A 25890-nucleotide genomic window follows, 5' to 3' on the forward strand; every position below is an offset into this window, starting at 1 on the left:
CTTCAACTATCTCACTGCGCATCGGTTCGGGCCGATTTCCATTTCCTGCTGTTCTTCGATGTCGGGGTTGATTTTGCCCATATTCATCTGCCTGATTTCCTGGTAGGAGTTAGGCTGAGGCGGAAGATTCTCGGTGACTGTCTTCCTAAACGTCTCTTCGCTGTCGATTTGCAAACCATGGTTCTCGGCGTAAAGCACGCCAAGCTTTTCGGAAACGCTGCCGTCATCATTCATTTCATTGATTCCCATGTAGTGAGCTGGAAGGACGAGCAATTCATCAGCGAGTTCTTTATAGCGCTTGTATAAAGTATTCCTCAAGTCGCCTACCCAGTCCTGAGCCAATCCGGCCAGGTCAGGGCGTCCGCTTGAGTCGATGAACAGAATGTCGCCAGTCAGCAAATATTCATCATCAATGATGAACGACGTACTACCGATTGTATGGCCCGGTGAGTACAAAGCCTGGATCACGGTGTTTCCAACCTTGATTTCATTGCCATCCTGAAGAGGTTCAAAATCGAAGGTCACTTCTTCTGCATCTTTCGGTGGAAGATAGTATTTAGCACCCACTTTATCAGCAAGTTTCTTGCCGCCAGAAATATGGTCAGCATGAAGATGTGTATCAAGCAGGGCAACAAGTTTGAAGCCTTTGCCTGACATGAATTCTTCATACTGCTCGATCATCCGGTTGGTATCGATGATCGCGGCCTCGCCATTCGACTCGACCAGGTAGGAAAGACAGCCTTTGCCAATTCGGACGAATTGATAAAGTGATCCGCCATTTTTCAGGTCACCGATCTTAACAGGCTCTAAATGTTCGCTCCAGGCCTTCATGCCGCCTTCAATGGAGTAGACGTTCGTATAGCCTGCCTCTTCGATTTGTTCCGCCACAAATTCAGACGAACCGCCTTTTGCACAGACAACGTAAATTTCCTGATTCTTAGGCAGGACATCCTTTACCGGATCCACGCCTTCAAGCAGGTCAAAGTACGGGGTATTATGGACTTTTACATTACGGCCTTCGATTTTCCAATCATCGAAATCACCGGTATTTCTAGTATCAAGGATAAACAGGTCTTCATGGCTAATGACTTTTCGAGCTAATTCTTTTGCTGTGATTGTCTGTACCATTTCATTCCTCCTGTTTTAAGTTGATTCTTAGAATGTCAAAGTAATGTCTGCATCGCTTGCGAAGTGAAGGAATGAAGCGGCTCCGCCAACGTCAATGCCGTCTACGAACTGGTCTTTTTCAAGGGACATAACGTCCATTGTCATCTGGCAGGCAATCATTTTGACTCCCATTTCAGCTGCCATTTCAACAAGCTGCTCAACTGGAGGAACGTTTTCTCTTGCGAATCCTTCCTGGAAGTGCTCAGTTCCTGCTGGCATAGGTAGTTGCTTATGCGCTTCCTTATGGATCAGGTTAAGCCCTTCAAATGTGAAGAAAATTCCTACTTCTGCGTCTGTTGCTGCTGCTGCAGTCGCGATATTGAATACTTTATATGCATCGAACATTCCGCCGTTAGAGGCGATGATAGCTACTTTCATTGTTTGGTTCCCCCTTATTTTTCAACTGATGTTTCTGTAGGTCCTGTCCAGTCCTTCATTCCTGAAACAACATTTATTGTTTTCTTGAATCCTTTTTCAGCAAGCTTCTTCGCTGCCATATCACTTCTTGATCCGGAGCGGCATATGATATAGACATCCTCTTCAGGATCCAATTCATTGAATCGCTGCTCTAGTTCCCCAAGAGGAATTGATTTTGCATTCGGAATATGGCCAAAAGCATATTCAGCAGATTCCCTTACATCGAGAACCGTTATCTTCTCTTCGCCTTCCAGTTTTGTCAGCACTTCTTCAAGTGTGGCTGTATGTGGGTGTGGCGATACATTGTTCAGTTCATCTTCACTCGCTTTACGCACATAATGCTTCAGCACATCTCCATCCGTGATTGTACCGAGGTATTGATTGCCTGTACTTTGAGCCCATGCTTTAAGATCTGTTGTAGATCCTTTGTCAGTCGCCTGCACTTCAATAACCTGTCCAGGTTCCATCTCATTCATGGATTTCTTCGTTTTGACAATCGGCATCGGGCACGCAAGTCCTTTTGCGTCCAGTACTTTATCCGCAGAAATTGACATAGTAATCCCCCTTCCTAAAGTTTAGTATTTATGAATTCGCGGAATCCATACTGCAAAAAACTCCCCTAGTTTATATACCTCCCACGGTAAAAACTATGCGTATATTGTAAATAAAATAAAAAAAAAACAGCAACCATTTTGTTTTGCTGCAGGCAGTTGCTGATTCTTTGTCAGATGATGCTTGATACAGACACTTTGTTGGTAAACTTCACCCTACATCCCACGTTTTCTTTTCTTCTTTGTGAAATAATAGTAGCAGACACCTGCCACTACCACCCCGGCTGCCATTGCCAGCTGGTACTCTGTTTTCCAGCCCAGCAGAGTGTTGACCGAATAGGCCTCGATGAAGAGTGCAGGGATTTTCCCGATTGTACTCGATATCATGAAAGCAGGAGTTCCCATTTTGCTGTATGAAGCAGCAAGCGTCACCAACCCAGAAGGGGCGAATGGGAATAGCCGCAATAAAAGGACCAGGACAAACGCTTCTGTTCCAGCAGTGCTCTTAAGCCGCTCCAATCCTGGTATCGTTTTTCGAGGATTGATTTTCCGTCCCAGTTTCTTTACCCCTTTTCGGTATAGAAAAAAGCTGATGATTGCCCCGGCGGCTTCTCCGATGATCGAAAGGACAAGTCCGCCACTAAAACCAAAGTATATAATGTTGGCAGCCGTCACAAAGGCGCTCGGTAAGACCCCAAGTATCGAAATGATCACACTGACACACAGGCTGATTAGTATTGCGGCCCATACCGGCTGCCCAGATAAAGTTTCTAATAATGTCATTTAAGCCTCCGAAAAAAATCCGTTGGTTTTGTCATCGCTTCTGCAATGCACCCTACTTGGTCTATTCTAACCGAAGTTTTGCAGAAAAACATGAAAGATCCCGGAGTTTCATCCCCATTAAAAAACAACCTGACCAAATCGGCCCAGGCTGTTCTAGAAATCCTTATACTAATACTTCGCCATAACTATGCTGTGACGGCAGGTCTGCCAGGTTTGTCCCGTTCTGCGAGTGCTGGGATGGCAAATCAGCAATGCTGGTACCGCTCTGTGAATGCTGTGAAGGGAGATCTGCTGTCATTGATTCTTCGTATGCATGCTGTGTCGGCAGGTCGGCTGTGATAACACCATCGACTGAATGCTGTGATGGCAAATCGGCTAGGATAACACCATCGACTGAGTGCTGTGAAGGCAGGTCGGCTACGATGACTCCATCGACTGAATGCTGTGACGGCAAATCCGCTATGAGATTTCCACTTTGTGAGTGTTGTGACGGCAAATCCGCCAGGCTCCTATCTCCATGACCCAAACCTGACACACCTGCAAAAAATGCAGCAAAAATGGTCAGCACTATTGTTCTCTTCATTTTTTTACCTCCTCTGCCTCCGAATAAAAAGGCGTGATGCGTATCAGCAATATTTCAATAATTTTTCCATTTCAGTACTTACTAAACTAGCAAACTTGTCATTTTGCTGCAGTTTGAATATCATGATTGCTTTTTCCAGATATTCTTTACCTTTGTTTTCTTTACCCAATTTAATGAAATTCATGCCTGTTTGGTAATAAAGTTCTCCAAATAAATACATATTTTCTTCATATATACAATTATCGATTCCTTTGCTGCAGTAGATGAGTGACTCCTCATACTTTTCCTGCTTTGACAGTGCCTGTGCAAGGCCGTACAGAATCCTTAGCCAGATGCTTGAGTCCTGGACTTGAGGCAGCTCTGTCAGTTGATTCAAGGCATTTCTGAAAAGATTGACAGCCGTGTCCAGGTCCCCGCTATCCTTCTCGATGATGGCCATACTGGTCAAAATCTCAATTTCGCGCTCGGTCATCAAAGCCTGTTCCTTATGGGTCATGGCAAGGGCCTGCTCCAGCAACGTGATGGATTTCTGCTTATCTTCTTCAAGGTAGTAGGTACAGATTCCCTCGTGCCAGATTAAAAATTGATTGAAAGACGTATGCTTGAAAAGCGGATTATCCTGTTCCTTCTGGATGATTTCATTAATGGCGGCATAATCACGCTCTCGTTTATATTTCTTGATCAATTCCGTGACAGCGATTGCATAATTGTATGTATCTGTTGAAGCGATATCGAAAAAATGGTTAAGCTCTACTTCAAGCCTTGAGGCCATTTTATATAATTGATCAATTGTTGGATATTTCTCTTCTTGTTCAAATTGAATGATATCTTCTTCAGAACATATCCCTGCAGCCAACTGTGCCTCAGTCAATCCCTTGAAAATTCTTGAAGACTTAAGTATCTTTCCGAAGTTATATCCAACCAGGCTCATCCCTACACCCCATTTTAACGTGATTATTTTATTATATATTATCATAGTGTTCGTAAAATTTAAAAATTTGTACCAGCCTAATCTGGCTGGCACATTCATTGATAGGAAAAGTAATGGAGTGCAATGCATGCCAAAGACAGAAGGATGACGACGATTGATCCAATCTTGTTTTTTTGACGCCAGAGGGTTATACCCAATAAGAAATAATACAAAATGATCAAAGCAATGGCGATCCACATAATCAATACCATCTAATCCCTCACCTCTTCCAGCTTAGGCAGTTTCGTCTGTCGCCCAAATTCACCAAACCGGATGGAGACATTCACCTTCACCTCTGCATCTGGATAGGTGTGCATCCAGTCAAATTCCCTGAATTTCCGCAGAGTCGCAAACTGCTTCCTTATCGGTATGGATAAATCGAATGTATCTCCTTTTAATTCTTGCTGACTGTAGACAATAAAATCATTGAAATTTTTTTCTACCTCAGCAGTGAGCGACCTTTTGAGCTCCTTTACCTTATCGCGATTCTTTGCGTAATTGATCATACTTGGGTCGCTGTATACTTCTATGAATAAAGGGACTTCAATTTCAATTTTCGGCCGGCCCTTTCCGGTGATCAGTTTAAATTTATTGTTTCTTTTCTGTGATATTCTTAAGGATATTTTATACCTCTCGTCGAAAGGATCCTTAACAGCAGTCAGGATATCCTCGGTTGTCCATGTATTGTCTAACAGACTCGATATCCTTGTCTCTTCTCCGGTTATTTTGCCAACCATCATTCCTTCTTTGAAGACAGCAGATCCAATAAATTGAGCATTGGTTGTCGTGCCTTCCACTTGAATCTCACCCGCCATCAGGTCATCGTCGGTGGTTTGCAGTTCATCTTTGCCCACTTTTTTGGTGGTAGCGTAGATCGCCAGAAATAAATCGGCATCGCTCTCGGTGACCCGGAAAAAACTATTCAAGTCAGCTTCAGGAAGCATGCCAGTTTCCTGGCCCCTTTCGATCATCAATTCTAAAAATTTATGTGGCCTTGTTTCAATTCTCGGGTGATTATTTCTTATAAAATCAGCTGCATCCTCCCGGGTGACAATGAATTGTGTGCTTCGCTTAATTTCCCGATCCTTGGTTGCACTGTAGATGACCCTGATAAAATCCGGGTCTCTGGCTAATTCTTCTGATACGATAAGCACCTGAAGCAGGTCATAGGATATTTCCTTCGCCACCACCGTATTGGCTGTATTGCGCGATGAAATGAAATCATCGGCAACCAAAGTCACGATTTCCTGAGGCGGCTCATTCGCTCCTCCCGAAGTCTGCTGAGAACCCACCTCCGGATTTGCAATCAGGTATGTGACTCTGACCTTTCCCTCTGCTTTATGCTTATCAAGTCCTATACCAATGACATATGCCTTATCATCCAGTTCCTTATGGTCCCAGCATCCCGACAGGCTCAAGGTTAAGACGACCAGGACCGTAGCTTTAATTATTATAGAGTGAATTTTCATTCTTAAAATCCCCCCGTATTTTCGCCACTACCCACATTAACGGCGGCAGCATCATAAAAGCAGGACTCAAGATGACAAGGATTTTTTCCCTCAGCGAGTAAAGAGTGATCGATGGAGCATCCGGTGTCAATCCAATCAGCAAAATAATGGTCGCGATCAAAGGAATGAGATACTCAAACTCCTTGATCTTTAGAACGCCTCCCAGGAATATGGCGATTAGATATAGATAAAACGAAAACCGTATAAAAGTTGCGACCAGCCAAAAGGGAAAGAATAAGGTTTCTACATTTGCCAGGAATCCTATTTGAATATATCTGATCGTTTCATGGAAAGGATAGTTCAACATTTCCGCAGTCGTATAGTCAAATAAAGCAACAAACCCCACAAGCGCCAGGCTCAATTCAATTGTTAAGAACCCCAGACTGATAAGGGTGCCTTTTTTCATATCCTTGTATGAGGAGACGACAGGCATGATCAGTGCCAGAAAGAAAAAATCAACAAAAATTGAAACATTTTTCACAGAAGCTTTTGCCACTTCGAGCGGCCCTTCACCCCAAAACGGGAAAAGATAACCTATTGTCCCTTCGCGAAAAGTAAAAATCAGCGCGATGAATAACGTGATCTTAATGTAAGGCAGCAAAAGCCAGGATACAGAGCCAATCTGTTCTATGCCCCTCTTTGCTCCATATGCGCAAATAACCATTAAGATGATGTAAAGGATGATGGCTGGTGTTTTCGTAAAATACATCGTGCCTATTATGTCAACGTATGTACCTGAATCTGCAATCACTGCTGCTGTCCCGCCGATTATCAACAATACAGATAGAATATTCCCTAAGAGTTTTCCGAAAAGGTGCAATAAGATTTCATGCAGATTTTTGCCTTTATGAACTGAGTACACTTTTATCAATAAGAGGATCGGTACAAGTGAAAGAATGCCAATCAGCAGCGTTGCTATCCACCCGGCATTTTTGGCATTTCCATAAATGATCGCAGGGGTGTCGTCACTCAACTTCGCTCCAATGGTCAACGAGATAATAGCGAAATATTCTTTTATGCCAATTTTCCCCTTATCCTGTTTCATCGGCTATTCTCCATTAGTCTTTTTTTGTAAATCTGTACTTTTCAGGAAGCCTGGCCTTAATAGTTCATTTTTCGTAAGCCTGCGGAAGATCGTATCCTTCGATGACTTGAAATTTGGTGACATAGGCGCTAAATACGGCACGCCAAATGACTTAATTGAGACCATATAGAATAGGCCTCCGACAAACATTGCAGTCATACCATAAATCCCCATCATCGCGGCACTCAGGATAAATAGAAAGCGCATCAGTCTGACGGCGAAGTTCAGGCTTATATCACTGACTGCAAACGAGCTGAGACCACCCAGTGCCACAACAATAATGACAATTGGACTGATGATATTCGCCTCAACGGCTGCCTGTCCAAGGATAAGAGCTCCTACAATTCCGATGGTCGGACCTATTGGACTGGGCACGCGCAGACCTGCTTCCCTGATCAATTCGAATGCCAACTCCATGATCAAAATTTCTATCACCGCAGGGAAAGGAACCTTTTCCCGTGATGCGGCAATTGCCAGGAGCAAGTCTGGGGGAATCATTTCAGCATGGAAAGTGGTAATCGATATGTAAATAGCAGATGTGAAAATCGTGATAAAAAGGGCTGTCATTCTTAATGCCCTCGTAAAGTTCCCATAAAAGAACCTAAGATAGTGATCCTCAGGAGTGTGAAAGAAAGACCAGAATGTCGCAGGGAGAACGAGACTATCTGGTGAGTTGTCCATTAAGAGGACGATATAGCCATCTTCTAAAAAAGAGGCTGCCCTGTCTGGCCTCTCTGTCGAAAGCATGCTAGGAAATAACGAATAATTCCGTTCCTCAATATATTCCTCAAGCAGCGATAAGTTCTGGATGGCATTGACTTCAAGGCTCCCCAATCGTTTCTTGATGTTGTCAATCAGCTTATCATTGGCCAGACCGCGAATGTAAAGAATGTACACATCATTATGTGAACGCTGCGAAACTTCGATGACTTCCACCATCAGGTTCTCATTTTTGATTTTCTTCCTGAGCAATGAGATATTGACTACGGCTTTTTCATTAAAAGCCTCTTTCGGACCTTTGATCAAGATCTCACTGTCAGGCTTTTCGACGGCCCTGCTTTGGAAATCAGGACAATCAAGAATGTAGCCCCTTGCTTCTCCATCCAGCAGGAGCAGGGCATTTCCTTTATTGACATCCTTTACGGCATCCTTGAATACTCCAATTTCATGTACCATCTGGATGGAAATGACATCCTTCACCTTTTTGTTTGCCGATTTGTTTTCCGCGAGGGGCTTGAGGATATTTTCTTCAATACTCTTAACATCTGAGATCGTGCTGATGAAGATGAGGGCAGCATTTTTCCCAAAGCCCTCAAGGTACATTTCACGTAACTTTATATCCTTGTTGTCGGGAATGCTGTACAGTTTCCTGATCACCGAAAGATTGTCTTCAAGATTCGCTGAGATCTTCTGGTCTTTTAGGGCAGTCTGTTCTCCCGTTAGCTTGTCCGCTGAGGGAGAAGGTTGTTTTTGCTGTTTCTTGAACAGCGTAAGCATTTCCTTTAACATATTGAATCTACTCCCTGCCAGTGCGGTTGGCTTATTTCCTTTTCTTAACTTTTACTAAACTCCTATGTTTTATGAGTTTTAACCATATAAAAAGCTCAGGAAGTTTCCTGAGCTGCTCAATCCTTATTCTTTTTCCGTGCTGCCAGCAAATAGACGGCACCCGCTCCTAGGGCAATGATGCTGAGGGGGATTATGTACGGCCTGGCTACGTCCTTGATACCTGACCAGTTTTCACCAAGGACAATGCCGAGATAAAGGAAAAATACAGTCCAAGGAATCATCGCAGCCACCGTATAAAACGTGAACTTTATGGCTGACATACCCGCAATCCCGGCCGGTATCGAGATTGCATGCCTTACCACAGGAATGAATCTTGCTGAAAAAATCACACCTGCTCCATATTGTTCAAACCATCTTTCCGATACTTCAAGATGGTGCTTGTTGATCAATAAGAACTTCCCGTATTTCTCCAACACCGGACGCCCACCCAAATAACCGAGCCAGTACAGGAATAGCTGCGCAAGCGTCCCGCCGATCGTTCCCGCAACAACTGCCCCTGCAAAACCGATGGTCCCATTGGAAATCATATATCCTCCATATCCAAGGACAATCTCACTCGGGATGACCTCAAGCATCAATCCTAGGGCAATCCCAAAGTATCCAAGGCCCGACAGCCAGTCCAAAGCATTCATCATGAAATCATGCATATCTTTCACTCCAATTCAATTGCTGCTTCTCTTCCATAATATATTGGACAATGTACAAGTTTATCTCTATTTTACACCTGAACCTAAAAAAGAACCTGCCATTTAGACAGATTCTTTGAAAGGGAAACGTCAGCCGCGCCAACCGCCTCTCAGCAGTACCCTCAAGCCGATGAAGATGATAACGAAAGCGAAAAGTACAATAACAATGACACCTATAATGACGAAAATGCCTCCAGACAGACTCATCAGCATCGGTCCGAATTGGATCAATGCCCAGCCAGCGACCATACAAGCAAGAAATAACAAGATATTGGAGCCCCAGTTTAATGACATAAAGATAACGCCTCCTTTCTTCTCACTAACCATATTACGTGAGGGAGAAGATTCGGTACGGGCTAATGAACTATTGGCGATTTTTTGTGTAAGGCTGTTTTCAGAAAGATTGTTGTTAAAATCCTAAAGCCGATTTTAACGTGTAATAGCTATTTTGTATGTCGGTACTAAGTTTGCAAGCTCTTTTCTCAGCATAAGCATTAATTATGTGAATAATCTTAGGTGGTTCCATTCTATCTTTTAAAGGATAGCAACAAAGTTTGAGAAAAGAGCCTTGTGTAAAAGTGATATTGCTCGACAACAATAGAATTACATAAATTTTCCTAAGTCCGTTTTTCGGCAGGAAAATAGGGAAAAGTAATAATTGCTTTCTTACATACAAAAAAACTGAAAGAGGAGGAATCTAAATGACGAATCAGTTATATTTCCGCTTTGTCAGGCTGCCGATTCTCGCAAGAATCCTGGTGATTGCAGCGTTGATGATTTTCCTGTTTGGATCGGCCATTCATTTCATAGAGCCCAAAAACTTCCCAACCGTTTTTGATGGGGTCTGGTGGGCCATCATCACAGCATCGACAGTTGGATACGGAGACTATTACCCTGTTTCTACTGCAGGAAGATTGACAGCCATGTTCCTGCTCCTCGTGGGTACTGGATTTTTATCATCCTATTTCATTCACCTGTCAGCAGCAACGGTTACCAAACAAAATGCATACACGGAGGGAAGAGTTGGGTTTAAAGGGAGCGGCCATATCATCATCATCGGCTGGAACGAAAGGTCCCGCACGATCATCAGGTCCCTCATTAAATCCGAATCCGTCGTCCTGGTTGACGACACGCTCGGCTCAAATCCAATCAGAGAAGGCAATGTACATTTTATCCGGGGAAGGGCCAACAAGGATGAAACTCTATTGAATGCCCGTATTTCAACAGCCAGAAAAGTGATTATCACATCAGACCAGAACCTGGATGAACTGCAGGCTGATATGAATACTATTCTGACACTGCTGGCCATCAAAGGGCTGAATCCTGACATTCGCTGCATCGCAGAGATCCAGACAAGCGAACAGATCAATAACGCAAGGCGGGCCGGGGCAGATGAGCTGATCCCCGCAAATGCTTTGACCAGTGCGGTCCTTATGAACAGCATCGCTTCCGCGGACGTCGTGGATCCTCTATTGGATTTGTTAGGCGAATTAAATGGCAAACGATTAACTTATATTGAGGCGGAAACCACTCTGATGGACAAGAAGTTCGAGGAAGCCAGCAGCTTTTTGCTGAGGGAACGGAATATTATCCTGATTGGAATAAAAAGAGGGGATGACATAATCGTCAACCCCACAAGGAACATCAAGATTAAATTCGATGATCAGCTTCTCTCCATCTCGAGCGGTTAATAAGGCAATAAAGCAGCCTCCGCCTCGCGGACAAGCGACTTCCCAACCTCAATGTACTTTTCCGGAAAACTTGCATCCTTATCTACCGGTTCCTGGAACTGGTTGAAGGATGCGCTGGCATTCCCGACCTCCGCATGGTCATCAAGGCCTCGCTGGTATTTATGGGACAGCAGGAATGGGCGCTGCAATTGTACAGTGCAGCCTTTCGAATCCAGCTGGCCATCGATCGCCTTGAACGGAAGACGCAAAAATTGGTAGCCCACTTCGTCATCAATTTTGTAATCGAAGGCTCCATGGTCATAATCCCAGTTTCCCCCAACGGAATACCCCAGCGGTTTAAGCAGCTGTTCCAGTTTATATAGATCAAAATGTTTGCCCTCAAGCTCAGATTGTATCTCGATCAATGGTTTGTCCGCCTTTCCAAATGTTTTTGCTTAGTTTTAACCAAAATAGCACATTTAATGAGTGGTGGAAGTTTGGATAAGCCAGGTATCCGGGACTGAGGCACATGAGGGAGCTGTGTTTAATGGCTATTATGGCGAAAATATGATTTTATTGGCGGTTTTCACAACTTTTTTGGCGAAAATTTATTTTTATTGGCGATTTCCACATGTTTATTGGCGAAAATCAAAATTTATTGGCGAACTGGAAATTCCGGGCCATATTTTCCATTTCAAAACAAAAAGGAGTACCCCAGAGGATACTCCTTTTTCATTGTTATTTAAGTCGCTTTTCCAATTCAGCTTTCTTTTCTTCGAAGCCTGGTTTACCAAGCAGTGCGAACATGTTCACTTTATACGCTTCCACGCCCGGCTGGTCGAATGGGTTAACGCCAAGCAGGTAGCCGCTCATCGCGCATGCTTTTTCAAAGAAGTATACCAGGTATCCGAATGTATACTCATCAAGCTGAGGAATCTCCACAACCAGATTTGGCACGCCTCCATCAGTGTGGGCAAGCATTGTTCCTTGGAATGCTTTATTATTCACGAAATCAACTGTCTTGCCTGCAAGATAGTTCAAGCCGTCAAGATCGCTTTCAGCTTCTTCTATTGTCAGTTCATGGCGAGGCTTTTCAACCTTGATGATCGTCTCGAACAAATCGCGGCGTCCTTCCTGCACATACTGTCCCATTGAGTGAAGGTCTGTCGAGAAGTTCGCAGATGAAGGATAGATTCCCTTCTGGTCTTTTCCTTCACTTTCGCCGAACAGCTGCTTCCACCATTCAGAGAAGTACTGAAGGGATGGCTCATAGTTGATCAGCATTTCGATTGTTTTACCTTTATTGTAAAGCGCGTTACGAACAGCAGCGTACTGGTACGCAGGGTTTTCTTCAAGCTCGGATTTGCCGAAATCTTCCCTTGCCTGTGCCGCACCTTTCATCATTTCTTCAATATTCGAACCGCTGACAGCGATCGGCAGCAAGCCTACTGCAGTCAGAACAGAATAGCGCCCGCCGACATCATCTGGAATCACGAATGATTCATAGCCTTCTTCGTCTGCAAGAGTCTTCAATGCACCGCGAGCTTTGTCTGTAGTCGCGTAGATGCGCTTGCGTGCTTCTTCCACACCATACTTCTCCTCAAGCATCTTGCGGAAAATGCGGAAAGCAATCGCAGGCTCGGTAGTTGTACCAGACTTTGAAATCACATTGACCGAGAAGTCTTTTCCTTCCAGAAGGTCCATCACATCTGTCATGTAAGTCGAACTGATGTTATTGCCGATAAAAATGACCTGCGGAGTGTTGCGCTTTTCCTTTGGAAGAGCGTTATAGAAGCTGTGCTGCAAAAATTCAAGTGCCGCACGCGCTCCAAGATAAGAGCCGCCAATCCCGACAACAAGCAGGACATCAGAATCGCTCTTGATCTTTTCCGCTGACTTCTGGATGCGGGAAAATTCTTCTTTATCATAGTCTACAGGCAGGTCGATCCAGCCTAAAAAGTCGCTGCCCGCACCTGTTTTCTCATGCAATGAATGATGGGCTACTTTTACAAAATCCCTTAAGTATGTAACTTCGTGTTCACCAAAAAAGCTTAACGCCTTTGAGTAATCAAAACGAACATGTGTCATGTCTGATCCTCCATTATTTTATATTCTCTATCACTTTAACCAAATGAAACTCAATAATCAAGAAACACCCCCAAATGTAAGCGTGCCCAATTGTGAAATTTTAAGTAAACTTTAAAATCGGGCACTCCTGCTGTTTTTGTTTATCCAAAGTAAACAGAAAAGTAACTCCCTCATTATGGAAGCTGCTTGGCTTTAACGATCAATCTGTGCGTTGCCGTATCAATCGGTGTGCAGGTAATGAGCATCAAAGTCTTTTCATCTTTGCTGCCGCTTAATACAGAAACATCTTGAGGTTTTACTACAAGAGTTTCATAAACTTTATATTGGAATGTTCCGTTTTGCCCCCTTACAGTAACAACATCCCCTGCGCCGATTTCATCAAGGCGGTTAAACATTCTTCCATACGATCGGCTTCGGTGGGCAGCGATCGCGCTGTTTCCCGGATTACCAGGAAGGGAAGTTCCATTCAGCAGGCCTGCACCAACATCAAGGTTACCCTGAGAGGCGCCATAGAGAATGGGTAAACGCAAATTGATTTTATCTATTTCAATTACCCCAACCATAGAGGACTTGTTGCGTTCTGACTGTTTCTTTGTTGAGTCACTATCGGTGCCCGGCTGTTCTTCATTGACCGCTTGATTGTTTGTTTGATCTACTTGATCCTCCTCTTTCACTTCGAAAACTTCATTAAGCTCATCCAGACTCTCTTTTGCATCTTCTTTATTAAAAGTGATATCAGCTGCTTCAGCTTCAAATGTTTTTGCTTCCCACTCATTCATTAACTTCTCCTGCTGATAATCTGTATATAAATTTGATATGGAAGGATATAAAAACAGAATCACTCCGGATATTATGAACATTAAGGACAGTACTTTTTTCATTTTGCACACTCCATTTTTAAGATAATAAGTCAAAAGAAAGAGGGGAATCTCTTCCCCCCTATCCTTTAGTTCCTGATGGGCTTTCTCATTCTTAATCCTGTACCTGCTGCCATAAGCAGGAATCCTACAATATAAAACATCATTTTGCTGCTTTCGCCCGTTTTTGGGAGTACTTTTCCGGACCAATTCTGATTATTGTCTCCTCCAGAATTGTTTTGATTATGACCAACTTTCCATGTTTCTTCATCCACGTCAGTATCACGTTCATGATCAACGCCTGTTTCATCATCAACACCCAGGACTGCTTCATCAATCTCCAATTGAATAACCTGATCCTTCAACTCAAAAGAGAGCGAGTTTAGCGCAATAAATTTGGTTGTTCCATCCTCAAACTCAAGTTCAATTCCCTTGATATCTGTAACAGCTAAACCATTGGCAAAGTTTAGTTTCCATAGGTTGTTAATCCGAGTGAGTTGAATTCTCTCTCCACTATCCATTAACAAGGTCAGGTTGACGATTGTTTCAATATCCATCCTAAAGTTGATATAAAGTTCTTTTACAATTTGAATAACTTCCGGAGATTCTCCACCTTGATCGGGGCCTTCGTTGTTATCTCCCGTTCCATCCCCTGGTGTTTCCTTGTTATCCTCCTCTGGTACTGTGCAGTCCTCAATCCAATAATTAATGGATCCTTCTGCTTCTACTCCTACTCTGATGTCTTCAACTTTATAGATTCTTTCAGCTCCTGATTCAAATACAAGCTTAAATTCCGTGATATCATCCTTTACAAATTCGCCTTCATCTTTGAGCTTATAGAGCGGGGATTTCCCTGGATTGGACATTTCTTCCCATTCACCATTTAATTTAACAAAAACACTCTCAACTGGAGCAGTACAGTTTTTTAGATGCAGATGGATTTCGGTGCTTTTATTGCCATTTTCTTCACCATGATCTTTTCCATTACCGTCTCCTGGTTCTTCCGTGCCTTCACCCGGGTTTTCAGTCCCATCTCCTGGGTTCTCTTCTCCATCACCGGGTTCTAAAGTTCCATCCCCAGGTTCTTCAGAATTGTCTTCTTCATCAATAGAACAGCTTTCAAGCCAATAGTTAATCGATCCTTCCGCTTCTGTTCCTACTCTAACTTCATCCATTGAAAAGGTTTGTACAGTCCCTGTCTCAAAAGTAAGCCTGAATGCAGTGATGTCACCCTTTACAAACTCACCGCCATCTTTCAGTTTATAAAGTGGCGAGTTACCTGGGTTGGACATAACATTCCAAACACCATTTAACTCAACCTCTACTTTTTCAACATCTTCTGTACAGTTTTTCAGGTGCAGGTGGATTTCTGTGCTCTTATTGGCATTCACTTTAGTGCCTTCACCAGAATCCTTGTCATCCTTGTCTGAACTATTGGTTTCTTCATTAGTAGATTCAACATTTTTGTCTTGATTTGAACCATCGTTGGCTGCTTGATCCGAAGTATCTTTTTCTTCTTGGTTGGACTCATCAGTTGCTCCTTGATCCGAAGTATCTTTTTCTTCTTGGTTGGACTCATCAGTTGCTGCTTGTTTTGACTCATCATTTTCTTCTTGAGTTGATTCGTCATTCGCTGCCTGGTTTGTGTCACTGTTTTCTTCTTGAGTTGATTCATCATTACCTGCTTCGTTTGTATCACTGTTGTCTTCTGCTTGATTTGCTTCATCGACTTCAATATTAAGATTTACATCTTCATCCTTATCTAGCGACGCACCTTCATTCTCATTTGCGAGTGCTGGTATTGTCAGTGAAAATAACATTAGGAATGCAATTGAGACTGCTGATATTTTTTTCATAATAGTTGTTTTCAATTTCTCGTCCCCTTTTTTGTGTTATTAAAAATTCGCTTAACAAATAGACTGAATATTCAGATATTTAAATTGATAAGTAGCCTCCTTTCCGAGAGAATTCACCAATAAAATTGGACAAAAAAAGCCGCCCGGAATGATTCTTTTCCATGGCGGCTGGACTGTCATAGCTGCAATTTCGCAACCTTAGACTCCTGGCTTTGCGTCCCTGCTTTTCAACAGGTTTGCTATTGGCATGAATGATGTTTTTTGCTTATGTAAAATATTCCTGGGCTTCCTTGTCTTACATTTTAAGAATTACCACAGTTATCTAGCAGCTTAAACATAAAGACCTATAAAATTTATTGGTAAATTTTTCTCCATTTGCATTAATCCACCGTCAAAAGGGATATTTTCAGGATTTATTCGCTTTTTTGCAGAAGAATGAATATGATTTTTGTCCCAATACAAAGACAAAGGACCCAGGATTCATTCCCGGGTCCTTAACTGTTTCAGTTTTACAATGACATACGATAGATTTCGACTACGTCATCTTTGTTCATTTTTGCAAAGTTGCCAAATTCTCCGTTCGCCATTGCTTTATCTGCCATCAAGTCAAGCTTGCTGTCGTCAATGTCATAATCAGCGAGTCGGGACGGTGCTCCGATGCTGTTCCAGAATTCGCGAAGCTTTTCGATTCCTTCCAGTCCAGCCTCTTCGTCCGTCTTGCCTTCTGTGTTCACGCCGAATACTCTGACAGCCATTTTCTTGAATCGCTCTGGCTTTACCTTGAGGTTGTGCTTCATCCAATTCGGGAACAGGATCGCAAGGCCGCCTCCGTGAGGGATATCGTATACAGCAGATACAGCGTGTTCGATATTATGGGTAGCCCAGTCACCGCGGTAGCCCATATTCAGGATGCCATTCAGGGCCATCGTTCCGGCGTAAAGGATTGTTGCACGGTATTCATAGTTCTCCAGGTCATCAAGCAGCTTTGGAGCTGTCTCCATCACTGTCAGAAGCAAAGATTCACACATGCGGTCCTGGAATTCCGTGTTCTCAGTTAAGTGGAAATAGTGCTCGAAAACATGTGACATCATATCAACAATGCCGTAAATCGTCTGGTTCTTCGGCACTGAAAAAGTGTTCACAGGATCAAGAATCGAAAATTTTGGGAATGTTACCGGGCTTCCCCATCCGTACTTTTCATTCGTTTCCCAGTTCGTGATGACAGAACCGGCATTCATTTCTGAGCCTGTAGCTGCCAAAGTGAGCACCGTTCCAAACTGAAGAGCTTCTGAAGCAAAAGCTTTCTTGGTAACCAGGTCCCATGCATCGCCATCATATTTTGCTCCGGCGGCGATTGCCTTCGTGCAGTCGATGACGCTGCCTCCGCCTACTGCCAGAAGGAATTCAATGCCTTCTTCCTTGCAGATTTTTACGCCCTTATGGACAGTCGACAAACGGGGATTCGGTTCCACACCGGAAAGCTCGAATACTTCCGCTCCAGTTTCTTTAAGCGTGCTCATCACAGAATCATAAAGCCCATTGCGCTTAATGCTCCCGCCGCCATAAACCATCAGGACTTTCTTTCCATATTGGGGAACTTCATTTTTTAGTTCCTCTAGCTGGCCTTTGCCAAAAATCAGTTTTGTTGGATTGTAAAATGTAAAGTTGTCCATTTGATTCACCTTCCTCTAGGGCTTATTATGTTCTTTTTCAAAACGCATTGCAAAAAATATACTCTCTTAATGTTCTCTAATGTGCTGAAAAAAGTTACAACCTTTTTTTGTCGGGTAGGTAATAAATAGACGACGGATGAATATTTCATGCCGTGCTGAAACAATCTATAAACGAACAAATTTATTTTAAGGAGGAAATATCCATGAGCGGTATTCAACGTGCAGCACTTGTTCTTACCATAATCGGGGCCATTAACTGGGGCTTAGTCGGATTCTTCCAATTTGATCTTGTGGCAGCAATTTTCGGCGGCCAGGATGCAGCATTGTCAAGAATCGTCTACGGACTAGTAGGGCTTGCTGGCTTAATTAACATTGGACTTCTTTTCGCACCAAGCGAAAGAGAGGAAAGAGCAGCAGAACCGCGCGCTACCCGTTAAAACCAAAAACCCGCCAAACAGGCGGGTTTTTATCATTTTAAGATAAGACTTTCTTGATTCGTTCGATGGCCCAGTCCAGTTCTTCCTGGCTGATGACCAGCGGCGGTGCAAAACGGATGACTGTATCATGCGTTTCCTTGCATAGCAGGCTTTCTTCTTTCAATTCTTCACAATATTTGCGTGCAGGTTCTGTCAGCTCAACCCCGATGAACAGACCGCGGCCGCGGATTTCCTTGATGATTGGGTTGTCGATTTCGCGAAGCTTGCCGACAAAATATTCTCCAAGCTCCAGCGAACGGTCGGCAAGTTTCTCATCAATCAGCACATCAAGAGACGCGATGGAAACAGCACATGCCATCGGATTGCCCCCAAAAGTCGATCCGTGTGAGCCCGGGTTAAAAACACCCAGCACATCATGATCAGCTACAACACAGGAAATCGGAAATACCCCGCCGCCAAGTGCTTTTCCGAGAATATACATGTCAGGCTCGATGTCTTCCCATTCGCATGCGAACATCTTTCCGGACCTTGCCAGGCCAGCCTGGATTTCATCGGCAATAAATAATACATTGTTATCTTTACATACATCAAAAGCTTCCTTCATGAAGCCTTCAGGAGGGATCACGATACCAGCCTCGCCCTGGATCGGTTCAATCAGGAACGCTGCAGTATTTGGTGTGATGGCTTCCTTCAGGGCTTCCAGGTCACCGTATGGTATCAACTTGATTCCTGGCAGCATCGGCCCGAAGCCGCGCTTGTATTCTTCCTCAGAAGATAACGAAACAGCAGTCATCGTCCGGCCATGGAAGTTTCCGATACATGCAATGATTTCAGCCTGGTTCTCTGCAACCCCTTTGACATCATAGGCCCAGCGGCGAGCAGCCTTCACAGCCGTTTCCACTGCCTCAGCACCTGTGTTCATCGGCAAGGCCATTTCTTTGTTCGTCAGCTTGCAAATCTTCTCATACCACGGCCCAAGCTGGTCATTGTGGAATGCCCTTGAAGTGAGCGTCACGCGATCAGCCTGGTCCTTTAGCGCCTGGATGATTTTCGGGTGACGGTGACCCTGGTTGACAGCAGAATAAGCACTAAGCATGTCCATGTATTTATTGCCTTCTGGATCCTCAACCCAAACTCCCTCAGCCTTCGCAATAACGATTGGCAGCGGATGATAGTTATTCGCACCATATTTTTGAGTCTGTTCAATCAGTGAACTCGTTTTTGTAGACATGAACCTTCCTCCGTTCCAATGAAAAAATTGGTTAGACAATCATATTGTAACCTGTAAGCTCTTTCATTTTAACCCCCTAAAAGAGAGAATAGCAGAAAGATTCCTTGATTCTTTTACCAATGAGGGACTTTTCTCCTTTCATGTTGGATTTCTGTCCGTCATGGCACCAATCAGGTATATTGGTGCACCGTTTTCCCAGTTACTGGTGTTCCAGAGCACCAATCGGCTTTATTAATTCACCGTTTCCCAGTTATTGGTGTTTCGGAGCACCAATCGACTTTATTGATGCACTGTTTTACCAGTTATTGGTGTTTCAGAGCACCAATCGGCTTTATTGGTGCACCGTTTTCCCAGTTACTGGTGTTTTAGGGCACCAATCGGCTTTATTGGTGCACCGTTTTACCAATTATTGGTGTTTCATGGCATCAATCAGCTTTATTGGTGCTCTGTTTTCCCAGTTTCTGGTGTTTTAGGGCACCAATCAGCTTTATTGGTGCTCTGTTTTCCCAGTTTCTGGTGTTTTAGGGCACCAATCGGCTTTATTGGTGCACCGTTTTACCAGTTTCTGGTTTTCCGGAGCTCCAATCGACTTTATTGGTGCACCGTTTTACCAGTTTCTGGTTTTCCGGAGCTCCAATCGACTTTATTGGTGCACCGTTTTACCAGTTTATGGTGTTTCAGGGCACCAATCAGCTTTATTGATGCTCTGTTTTCCCAGTTACTGGTGTTTTAGGGCACCAATCAGCTTTATTGGTGTACTGTTTTCCCAGTTTCTGGTGTTTAGGGGCTCCAATTAGCTTTATTGGTGTACTGTTTTCCCAGTTATTGGAGTTTCTGAGCACCAATCAGCTTTCTTAGTGACCCTTTGTGCCTGTCAGACTAAAATAAAAAAACCGGACGCAATGTCCGGTTCCTCGTTAAAACTTATTTTTTAGCCATATCTGACTGGTTGATCCACTCTTGAAGCTTATCCTTCAACGTGTTGAAGCCTTGAGCTGAGTCGTCCTGGTGCTGAACTACAGCCGCTGGACGCTTGCTGCGTGGCTTTTTAGCGCGTTGTGGCTGTTCTGGTGCTTCTTCAGTAGCACGGATAGATAAACCAATTTTTCCAGCAGCTTCATCAATTGACAAAACTTTCACTTTCACTTCATCGCCAACTGTAAGGTGCTCGTTAACATCCTTAACATAACCGTGTGTGATTTCTGAAATATGCACAAGACCTTGTGTATTTTCATCTAATGCTACGAAAGCGCCGTATGGCTGGATTCCTGTTACTTTACCTGTTAAAACGCTGCCTACTTGAATATTTTCTGACATGGAAACACTCCTAAATATTGTTTTATTTTATCCCATTAATACGCAATTAAAAATTATATCATATTCTGTAGCATTTATCAAAAAGAATAAGTTAATTCAATATGAGTGTTTCCATATCAGCTTATTGGAATGGCAAATATTGTACTTTCCAGAAACCATCCTCCTGGACCATCTGGAAGACTGGGCCATCTGGCCGGTCGTTGTAATGAAGCTGGATACCGATCACTTTTTCCGGATCATCCGCCGGGTGGTAAAGAGAAGCGAACTCATACCCTTTTAACGTCTTGCTCAGATTCATCTCAGGGGCGGCTTCCTTCATTTCTTTGATATATTGCTCTTTTGGCGGAGGGTCGCTTTGTTTGCTGTATAATGCGTATTTTGTCTCATAATCGCCGGCTTCTGCTGCATGGAAGTACAATTGCATGATCTCAAACGGGCCGTAATTTTTAAGGATATTGAAATTTTTCTTAGCCGCGAATTCCTTATAGCTCGAAAGCAATGAATCCGGGAGCGGAAGCACTTCTTTGTTAATGACATCAGCCCGTTTTAACTGATCAGGTAACTCCAAATATAATGGATAATCAAGCTCATCGCCATCTGCGGGCTTGAGGAATTGGTTGGCTTCCATCTTTTTATACATCCTGTTCACCGCAGCTGCTGTATCGGTCTCCGGATAGGTTTTGAGCATATATACATATGCCTGTTTGACTTCATCTTTCAACTCGTCACTTTCCATATAAATATGTGGACTGACAACGAAGAGGGCATATAGTGTCTTTGCGTCATTCCTCATTCTCTCCTCGATGACCTCATCGCTCACCGTTGACATCGTTTTTTCGACCTTTACCAATAAATCTGCCAGGCTCTCAAAGGAAATGACCTCTCCATTATGGTCCTGAACTCTGTGGGTCCGAAGTTCCAAATACTTGATAAAATCTTCATTCACTGCTCCGCGAAGGCGATCTGCAAGGCCGCTAAAATCCACATAAGGAACGATACTGCCAGATTCTTCCCTAAAAGCATAACCATTATCAACAGCCTTGGAGGACATCTCTTTTAGAGATTTGGAAGAAAGACCAGCTCCGCCAGCATTCATCTTTTTAATAACTCCGGCAATATTTTCCTTTTCAATGGCTTTATTTATATCAGCTTCGTAAAATGTCATCGAAAGATAATACGCCCCCAAAAATGACTCCAGTTGGTTAAGGAGAATTTCTTCTGGTCCACCCAGGGAAACTTCGTCGCTTTTTTCTTGCAAAAGCTCATCGATTATCTCTGCTGGCATGGTGAAAGCATTATCGATCTCACTGGTAAATCTTTTTCTGGTATCCTCCAAATCAGTTTGTCTATAGGCTTCCAGGTTTGACAGGAAGGCGGCTTCCGCGTCTTTCAGTTCCCATGGAATGTTTCGATATAGATAATTGTCAAAGCCTGATAAGAAACCCAGCTTTTCTTTAGTCTGAAGTTCCCGCTTCTGATAATACTTCTCCAAGTCCTCAAATACTGCTTTCACTTCTGATTTTTTCAGCTCACCGGAATTGTTTTCACCGGGTGCTGCCTGATGCTGTTCTGTTTTCTCTTCAGAAGGTGCATGATCCCCGATATATTGCATCATCAGGACACCGGCAATCATCCCCACACCAATAAAACTCGCGGCGTACGGCAGGTGAAACCATTTCTGCTTTGTCTGCTTCTTCTGATCCTTTTTGATAGCCGCAAGGATCACTGAACGATTCTCATCTTCAGGCATGTCGTCGTATGATTTTTTCAGGCTCTCCAGCCTCTTTTCCAATAACTGATCATCCATGGTTTGCACCCTCCTTCTTTTCGGCTATAGTGAGCAGCTTCTTCAGGTGTTCTTTCCCTCGTGACATCCGAGTCTTCACATTTGAAAGTGATGCACCGGTGATATCCGCGATTTCGTCATAGCTTTTATCGTGAAAATAAAAGAGGACGATCGGGATACGGTATTTCTCATCCATTTTTTGAATGCATTCATGAAGCACTCTGTCTTCCTCATACCGAAGGATGCTTTCCTCTGCTGTTTTCCCGTTGTATGTGCGTTCCTTGCCAATCTTCAATACCTTCTTGATCTGCCTTTGTTTGCTGCGAGCGAAATCCCTCGTCACATTCAAGGTGATTTTATATAGCCAGGTCGTGAATTTTGTATGTGAAAATTGGTCCATGAAGCGGTACACCCTGACAAACACTTCCTGTGTGATATCATCTATGTCGTCATATTTGTTCCCGAGCTGGAAGGCAAAGCGGCGGACGGTCGGAGTGTGGATATCAATCAGCTCAGCAAATGCCTGCATATTTCCATTCCTTGCCCGGAATACTAATTCATCATCATTCATTTGGATCCCCCAAACTTATACGTATCTTTAATCAGGTGCTTCCCACGGTTAGTCTGGAGCGGCTTCGGCCGATTGCGCCCCGTATTCTGATTGCGAAAGCTTTACCTATAAAACGGCGGTTTTTGTTTTTTGTTTCAAAAAAATAACAAAAAGCTTAATAAATGTTTATAATCTGAAAATGCTATGATTTTCTCAGAAAAAATAGTAACATGAAAAGGTATTTTTTGATTTTATCAGAAAATATAAATTTTCAGATTATTAAAGGAGTTTTCTTATGAACAAGCACGAACAATGGACTTCTAAGCTTGGGTTCATCCTGGCAGCCGCGGGGTCAGCCATTGGACTCGGAGCTATTTGGAAGTTTCCCTATATGGCAGGAACGAACGGAGGCGGAATCTTCCTCATATTCTTCCTTCTGATGACTATATTCATAGGTGCACCGATTTTGCTGGCTGAGTTCATCATTGGCCGGAATAGCCAAAAGGACGCGGTCATGTCCTATAAGCATCTCGCCCCGAAAAGCCTGTGGCCGTTGCTGGGATATGGCGGTGTCGTTGCTTCCTTCCTGATTCTTTCTTTCTATAGCGTCGTTGGAGGCTGGATTTTGTCCTATCTTGCCCGCAGCTTTACGGGATCACTTTCGGGGCTGACACAGGCAGAGTACGGAGCCGCTTTTGAACAGACAATCTCAAATCCTGTTGAAGCGGTCGCAGTTCAGCTATTATTCCTGGTGATGACCATCCTGGTCGTGCAGGGCGGTGTCCAGCAGGGCATTGAAAAAGCAAGCAAATACATGATGCCATCGCTGTTCATCCTGTTCATCATCCTTGCGATCCGATCATTGACACTCGATGGAGCCATGGATGGGGTTGAATTTTTCTTGAAGCCTGATTGGTCCGCTGTTACAGGGCAGACGATCTTAATGGCCCTTGGCCAGTCCTTTTTTGCACTGAGTGTCGGCCTATCCGTCATGGTGACTTACGCTTCTTACCTTCCAAAAGGCGAAAGTCTCGCAAAGTCAGCGTTTTCAGTCGTCGGCTTGAATATCCTGATTTCCTTGCTCGCCGGCCTCGTGATTTTTCCGGCAGTGTTCGCCCTTGGTTTTGAGCCCGAGGCAGGTCCCGGACTTGTTTTTGTCGTGCTGCCAGCCGTTTTTGATCAATTGGCTTTTGGCGGATTATTCTTGACGATTTTCCTGATTCTGCTGTTATTCGCTACACTGACATCCGCTTTTTCCATCCTCGAGATCATCGTTGCCGTCCTCTCGAAGGGTGACAAAGGAAAGCGGAAGAAATATGCCTGGATTGGCGGACTGCTCGTATTCGCCGCTGGAATACCAAATGCCCTGTCCTTTGGAGTTCTGTCGGACGTAAAGTTTTTCGGAAAAACATTCTTTGACCTTGCCGACTTCCTTACAAGCAATATCGCCCTTCCTCTGGGAGCCTTTTTTATCGCTATTTTCGTCGGCTATGTGCTTCCGAGGAAATTGGTCCGAAACGAACTCGAAGAAGGAAAAAGAACCAACCCGGTGCTTTTCAGGGTCTGGTATTTCTTGATCAAGTACATCGTGCCAATTGGCATCGCCTTTGTTTTCCTCCAGTCAATCGGTATAATTTAAAGTTAAGAAAACGTTCACATTATTGTCGATATTTTCAAAAATTTAATGTTAAACTTATAGTAAGAGATATTTTATTTTTGGAGGTGAAGAGCGATGACTGCAATTGGACATAATATCAAAATGTGCCGTGAACGAGCCGGAATATCCCAGGAGGAGCTCGCTTTAAAAATCAGGGTGGGGACTCAAACGATCCAAAGATACGAAAGCGGCGAGCAAACACCTAAATTGCAGACGATAATGAAAATTTCCACAGCCCTCGATGTCCCGGCATCCGAACTGATGGGAGAAGTTTATTACGCTGCACCGCCAGAACTCGACCAAAAATCAACCAGTGTATAATGGATAGATGAGCAGGCAGGAACTGATCCCTGCTCTTTTTTTTTTGCAGCAAAAAAATTCCTTAAACAGAGGTATATGATTCTGCCAAACTGGTTATCCTAATTCCATAAGGCTTTCTAGTATTCCCCCCTTTTTTATGGATACCATTTTGGTGTCCATCTTTTTTTGTTTTCAGAGCATTTTTTTGTGTGAACTTTGGATTCGCGGGGAAAATAAATGGCATACATTACATTCCCTACTATGTCAGGAGTGAACGCCGATGGAATTCGCCAGGAATAAAACTGTAAGAGGAATCGATCTTTATTACGAGCACTACCAAAACCCTGACGCAAAGGAAACCCTTGTCCTGCTGCATGGTTTTCTTTCTTCTTCCTTCAGCTTCAGGCATCTGATTCCGCTGCTGAAAGAGGATTATAACGTCATATCTGTCGACCTCCCTCCCTTTGGAAAAAGCGGGAAGCTATCTAGTTTTAAATATTCGTATAAGAACCTTGCTGCGACGGTCGTTGAACTGATGAAATCGCTCGGCATCCGGGAATTCAATGTTGTCGGGCACTCAATGGGCGGACAGATCGCCATGAATATCCTGCTGCATCACCCGGATCACGCGAAGAAGGGCATCCTTCTATGCAGTTCGGGGTATTTAAAAAAGGCAAGCCTTCCGCTCGTCCTGTCCAGCTATATTCCTTATTTCCATCTGTATGTAAAGTTCCATCTGGCCCGCTCGGGAGTGAAGCAAAACCTTCAGAACGTCGTCTATGATCATTCAATGATCAATGATGAAATGCTGTATGGGTATCTATCGCCTTTTTTCGAAGATGATATATTCAAAGCGTTGACGATGATGATCCGGCACCGTGAAGGGGATCTTTCAGCCGAGGAACTGAGGAAAATCAAAGCTCCATGCCTGCTCATCTGGGGTGAGCATGATAAAGTGGTACCTGTCCGGATCGGCAGGAAGTTGAATAATGACCTGAAGCATTCCGAGCTCGTCATCTTAAAGGATACCGGTCATCTTGTACCCGAGGAGCGCCCGGAAGATGTGCACCAGCTTATCAATCGCTTCATTGTGGCAGAGGAAACAGTTGAAGCAACAGCAAACGGCAGCCGCTGATGGCTGCCGTTCCCC

General features: G+C 43.8%; 26 protein-coding genes and 1 riboswitch. Of the genes, 5 read left to right on the forward strand and 21 right to left on the reverse strand.

Annotated elements, in window-relative coordinates:
- Positions 1-6: 6 nt before the first annotated feature.
- The 12 genes from ACNAZ4_RS11455 to ACNAZ4_RS11510 all read right to left on the reverse strand — a co-directional run bounded on the left by ACNAZ4_RS11455 (position 7) and on the right by ACNAZ4_RS11510 (position 9612).
- The gene (locus tag ACNAZ4_RS11455; RefSeq protein WP_415814547.1) at positions 7-1128 is read right to left on the reverse strand and encodes an MBL fold metallo-hydrolase; all 1122 of its coding nucleotides are present in this window, start codon (positions 1126-1128) and stop codon (positions 7-9) included.
- A 27-nt stretch (positions 1129-1155) separates the two neighbouring features.
- Entirely contained in the window at positions 1156-1545 is a 390-nt protein-coding gene (locus tag ACNAZ4_RS11460) for a DsrE/DsrF/DrsH-like family protein (protein ID WP_041964856.1), read from the reverse strand.
- A gap of 14 nt (positions 1546-1559) precedes the next feature.
- A complete protein-coding gene (locus ACNAZ4_RS11465; protein ID WP_415814549.1) occupies positions 1560-2138 on the reverse strand; it encodes a sulfurtransferase TusA family protein in 579 nt (192 codons plus the stop codon).
- A gap of 213 nt (positions 2139-2351) precedes the next feature.
- Positions 2352-2918: a TVP38/TMEM64 family protein gene (locus tag ACNAZ4_RS11470; protein ID WP_415814551.1), complete on the reverse strand. Its 567-nt coding sequence runs from the start codon at positions 2916-2918 to the stop codon at positions 2352-2354.
- A gap of 163 nt (positions 2919-3081) precedes the next feature.
- The gene (locus ACNAZ4_RS11475) at positions 3082-3501 is read right to left on the reverse strand and encodes a hypothetical protein (protein WP_415814552.1); all 420 of its coding nucleotides are present in this window, start codon (positions 3499-3501) and stop codon (positions 3082-3084) included.
- A 43-nt stretch (positions 3502-3544) separates the two neighbouring features.
- A complete protein-coding gene (locus ACNAZ4_RS11480; protein WP_415814553.1) occupies positions 3545-4432 on the reverse strand; it encodes a helix-turn-helix domain-containing protein in 888 nt (295 codons plus the stop codon).
- A 95-nt stretch (positions 4433-4527) separates the two neighbouring features.
- A complete protein-coding gene (locus ACNAZ4_RS11485; protein WP_415814554.1) occupies positions 4528-4683 on the reverse strand; it encodes a hypothetical protein in 156 nt (51 codons plus the stop codon).
- On the reverse strand, positions 4684-5940 hold the full coding sequence (locus ACNAZ4_RS11490) for a Ger(x)C family spore germination protein (protein WP_415814556.1): 1257 nt from the start codon (positions 5938-5940) through the stop codon (positions 4684-4686).
- Positions 5915-7024 carry a GerAB/ArcD/ProY family transporter gene (locus ACNAZ4_RS11495; RefSeq protein WP_415814557.1) on the reverse strand — a complete coding sequence of 370 codons (1110 nt, stop codon included), beginning with the start codon at positions 7022-7024 and terminating at the stop codon, positions 5915-5917. The genes ACNAZ4_RS11490 and ACNAZ4_RS11495 overlap by 26 nt, the downstream gene beginning before the upstream one ends.
- Positions 7025-7027: 3 nt before the next feature.
- On the reverse strand, positions 7028-8572 hold the full coding sequence (locus ACNAZ4_RS11500; protein ID WP_415814559.1) for a spore germination protein: 1545 nt from the start codon (positions 8570-8572) through the stop codon (positions 7028-7030).
- Positions 8573-8688: 116 nt separating this feature from the next.
- Positions 8689-9279, reverse strand: coding sequence for an undecaprenyl phosphate transporter UptA (gene uptA / locus ACNAZ4_RS11505; protein WP_415814561.1), 591 nt, complete (start codon positions 9277-9279; stop codon positions 8689-8691).
- 129 nt (positions 9280-9408) lie between these two features.
- Positions 9409-9612 carry a hypothetical protein gene (locus tag ACNAZ4_RS11510; RefSeq protein ID WP_415814562.1) on the reverse strand — a complete coding sequence of 68 codons (204 nt, stop codon included), beginning with the start codon at positions 9610-9612 and terminating at the stop codon, positions 9409-9411.
- Positions 9613-10019: 407 nt separating this feature from the next.
- Between ACNAZ4_RS11510 and ACNAZ4_RS11515 the strand changes: the two genes are divergently transcribed.
- The gene (locus ACNAZ4_RS11515) at positions 10020-11009 is read left to right on the forward strand and encodes a potassium channel family protein (protein WP_415814563.1); all 990 of its coding nucleotides are present in this window, start codon (positions 10020-10022) and stop codon (positions 11007-11009) included.
- Here ACNAZ4_RS11515 and ACNAZ4_RS11520 read toward each other — a convergent pair.
- The 5 genes from ACNAZ4_RS11520 to ACNAZ4_RS11540 form a co-directional block, all read right to left on the reverse strand.
- On the reverse strand, positions 11006-11413 hold the full coding sequence (locus ACNAZ4_RS11520) for a YugN-like family protein (RefSeq protein ID WP_415814564.1): 408 nt from the start codon (positions 11411-11413) through the stop codon (positions 11006-11008). The two genes, ACNAZ4_RS11515 and ACNAZ4_RS11520, sit on opposite strands and share 4 nt — an antisense overlap.
- A gap of 313 nt (positions 11414-11726) precedes the next feature.
- Positions 11727-13076, reverse strand: coding sequence for a glucose-6-phosphate isomerase (locus ACNAZ4_RS11525; RefSeq protein ID WP_415814565.1), 1350 nt, complete (start codon positions 13074-13076; stop codon positions 11727-11729).
- Between the two features lie 173 nt (positions 13077-13249).
- Complete coding sequence (locus tag ACNAZ4_RS11530; RefSeq protein WP_415814566.1) at positions 13250-13957, reverse strand: class D sortase; 708 nt, start codon at positions 13955-13957, stop codon at positions 13250-13252.
- Between the two features lie 65 nt (positions 13958-14022).
- Positions 14023-15804 carry an LPXTG cell wall anchor domain-containing protein gene (locus ACNAZ4_RS11535; RefSeq protein WP_415814568.1) on the reverse strand — a complete coding sequence of 594 codons (1782 nt, stop codon included), beginning with the start codon at positions 15802-15804 and terminating at the stop codon, positions 14023-14025.
- Positions 15805-15949: 145 nt separating this feature from the next.
- Positions 15950-16040, reverse strand: a riboswitch (cyclic di-GMP riboswitch).
- 258 nt (positions 16041-16298) lie between these two features.
- Positions 16299-17462 (reverse strand): iron-containing alcohol dehydrogenase, encoded by a 1164-nt coding sequence (locus ACNAZ4_RS11540; RefSeq protein WP_415814570.1) that lies wholly within the window; start codon positions 17460-17462, stop codon positions 16299-16301.
- 203 nt (positions 17463-17665) lie between these two features.
- Here ACNAZ4_RS11540 and ACNAZ4_RS11545 point away from each other — a divergent pair, with 203 nt between their 5' ends.
- A complete protein-coding gene (locus tag ACNAZ4_RS11545) occupies positions 17666-17899 on the forward strand; it encodes a DUF378 domain-containing protein (protein WP_415814571.1) in 234 nt (77 codons plus the stop codon).
- A gap of 37 nt (positions 17900-17936) precedes the next feature.
- Here the strand turns inward: ACNAZ4_RS11545 and ACNAZ4_RS11550 are convergent, their stop codons facing one another.
- From ACNAZ4_RS11550 to ACNAZ4_RS11565, 4 genes are all read right to left on the reverse strand, one after another.
- On the reverse strand, positions 17937-19130 hold the full coding sequence (locus ACNAZ4_RS11550; protein WP_415814573.1) for an ornithine--oxo-acid transaminase: 1194 nt from the start codon (positions 19128-19130) through the stop codon (positions 17937-17939).
- 924 nt (positions 19131-20054) lie between these two features.
- Positions 20055-20447 carry a S1 domain-containing post-transcriptional regulator GSP13 gene (gene yugI / locus ACNAZ4_RS11555; RefSeq protein ID WP_167834649.1) on the reverse strand — a complete coding sequence of 131 codons (393 nt, stop codon included), beginning with the start codon at positions 20445-20447 and terminating at the stop codon, positions 20055-20057.
- Between the two features lie 121 nt (positions 20448-20568).
- Positions 20569-22254, reverse strand: a complete 1686-nt coding sequence (locus tag ACNAZ4_RS11560) for a hypothetical protein (RefSeq protein ID WP_415814574.1) — start codon at positions 22252-22254, stop codon at positions 20569-20571.
- Positions 22247-22804, reverse strand: coding sequence for an RNA polymerase sigma factor (locus tag ACNAZ4_RS11565; RefSeq protein WP_415814575.1), 558 nt, complete (start codon positions 22802-22804; stop codon positions 22247-22249). Before ACNAZ4_RS11565 ends, ACNAZ4_RS11560 begins: the two co-directional genes overlap by 8 nt.
- Before the next feature lie 274 nt (positions 22805-23078).
- On the opposite strand from ACNAZ4_RS11565, the gene ACNAZ4_RS11570 reads away from it, so the two are divergent.
- From ACNAZ4_RS11570 to ACNAZ4_RS11580, 3 genes are all read left to right on the forward strand, one after another.
- Positions 23079-24422, forward strand: coding sequence for a sodium-dependent transporter (locus ACNAZ4_RS11570; protein ID WP_415814576.1), 1344 nt, complete (start codon positions 23079-23081; stop codon positions 24420-24422).
- A 93-nt stretch (positions 24423-24515) separates the two neighbouring features.
- Complete coding sequence (locus tag ACNAZ4_RS11575; protein WP_415814578.1) at positions 24516-24761, forward strand: helix-turn-helix domain-containing protein; 246 nt, start codon at positions 24516-24518, stop codon at positions 24759-24761.
- Between the two features lie 259 nt (positions 24762-25020).
- On the forward strand, positions 25021-25875 hold the full coding sequence (locus ACNAZ4_RS11580) for an alpha/beta fold hydrolase (protein WP_415814580.1): 855 nt from the start codon (positions 25021-25023) through the stop codon (positions 25873-25875).
- The last annotated feature ends 15 nt before the right edge of the window (positions 25876-25890 follow it).

It is taken from the genome of Mesobacillus thioparans (assembly GCF_965138835.1).
GTDB lineage: Bacteria > Bacillota > Bacilli > Bacillales > Cytobacillaceae > Mesobacillus > Mesobacillus thioparans.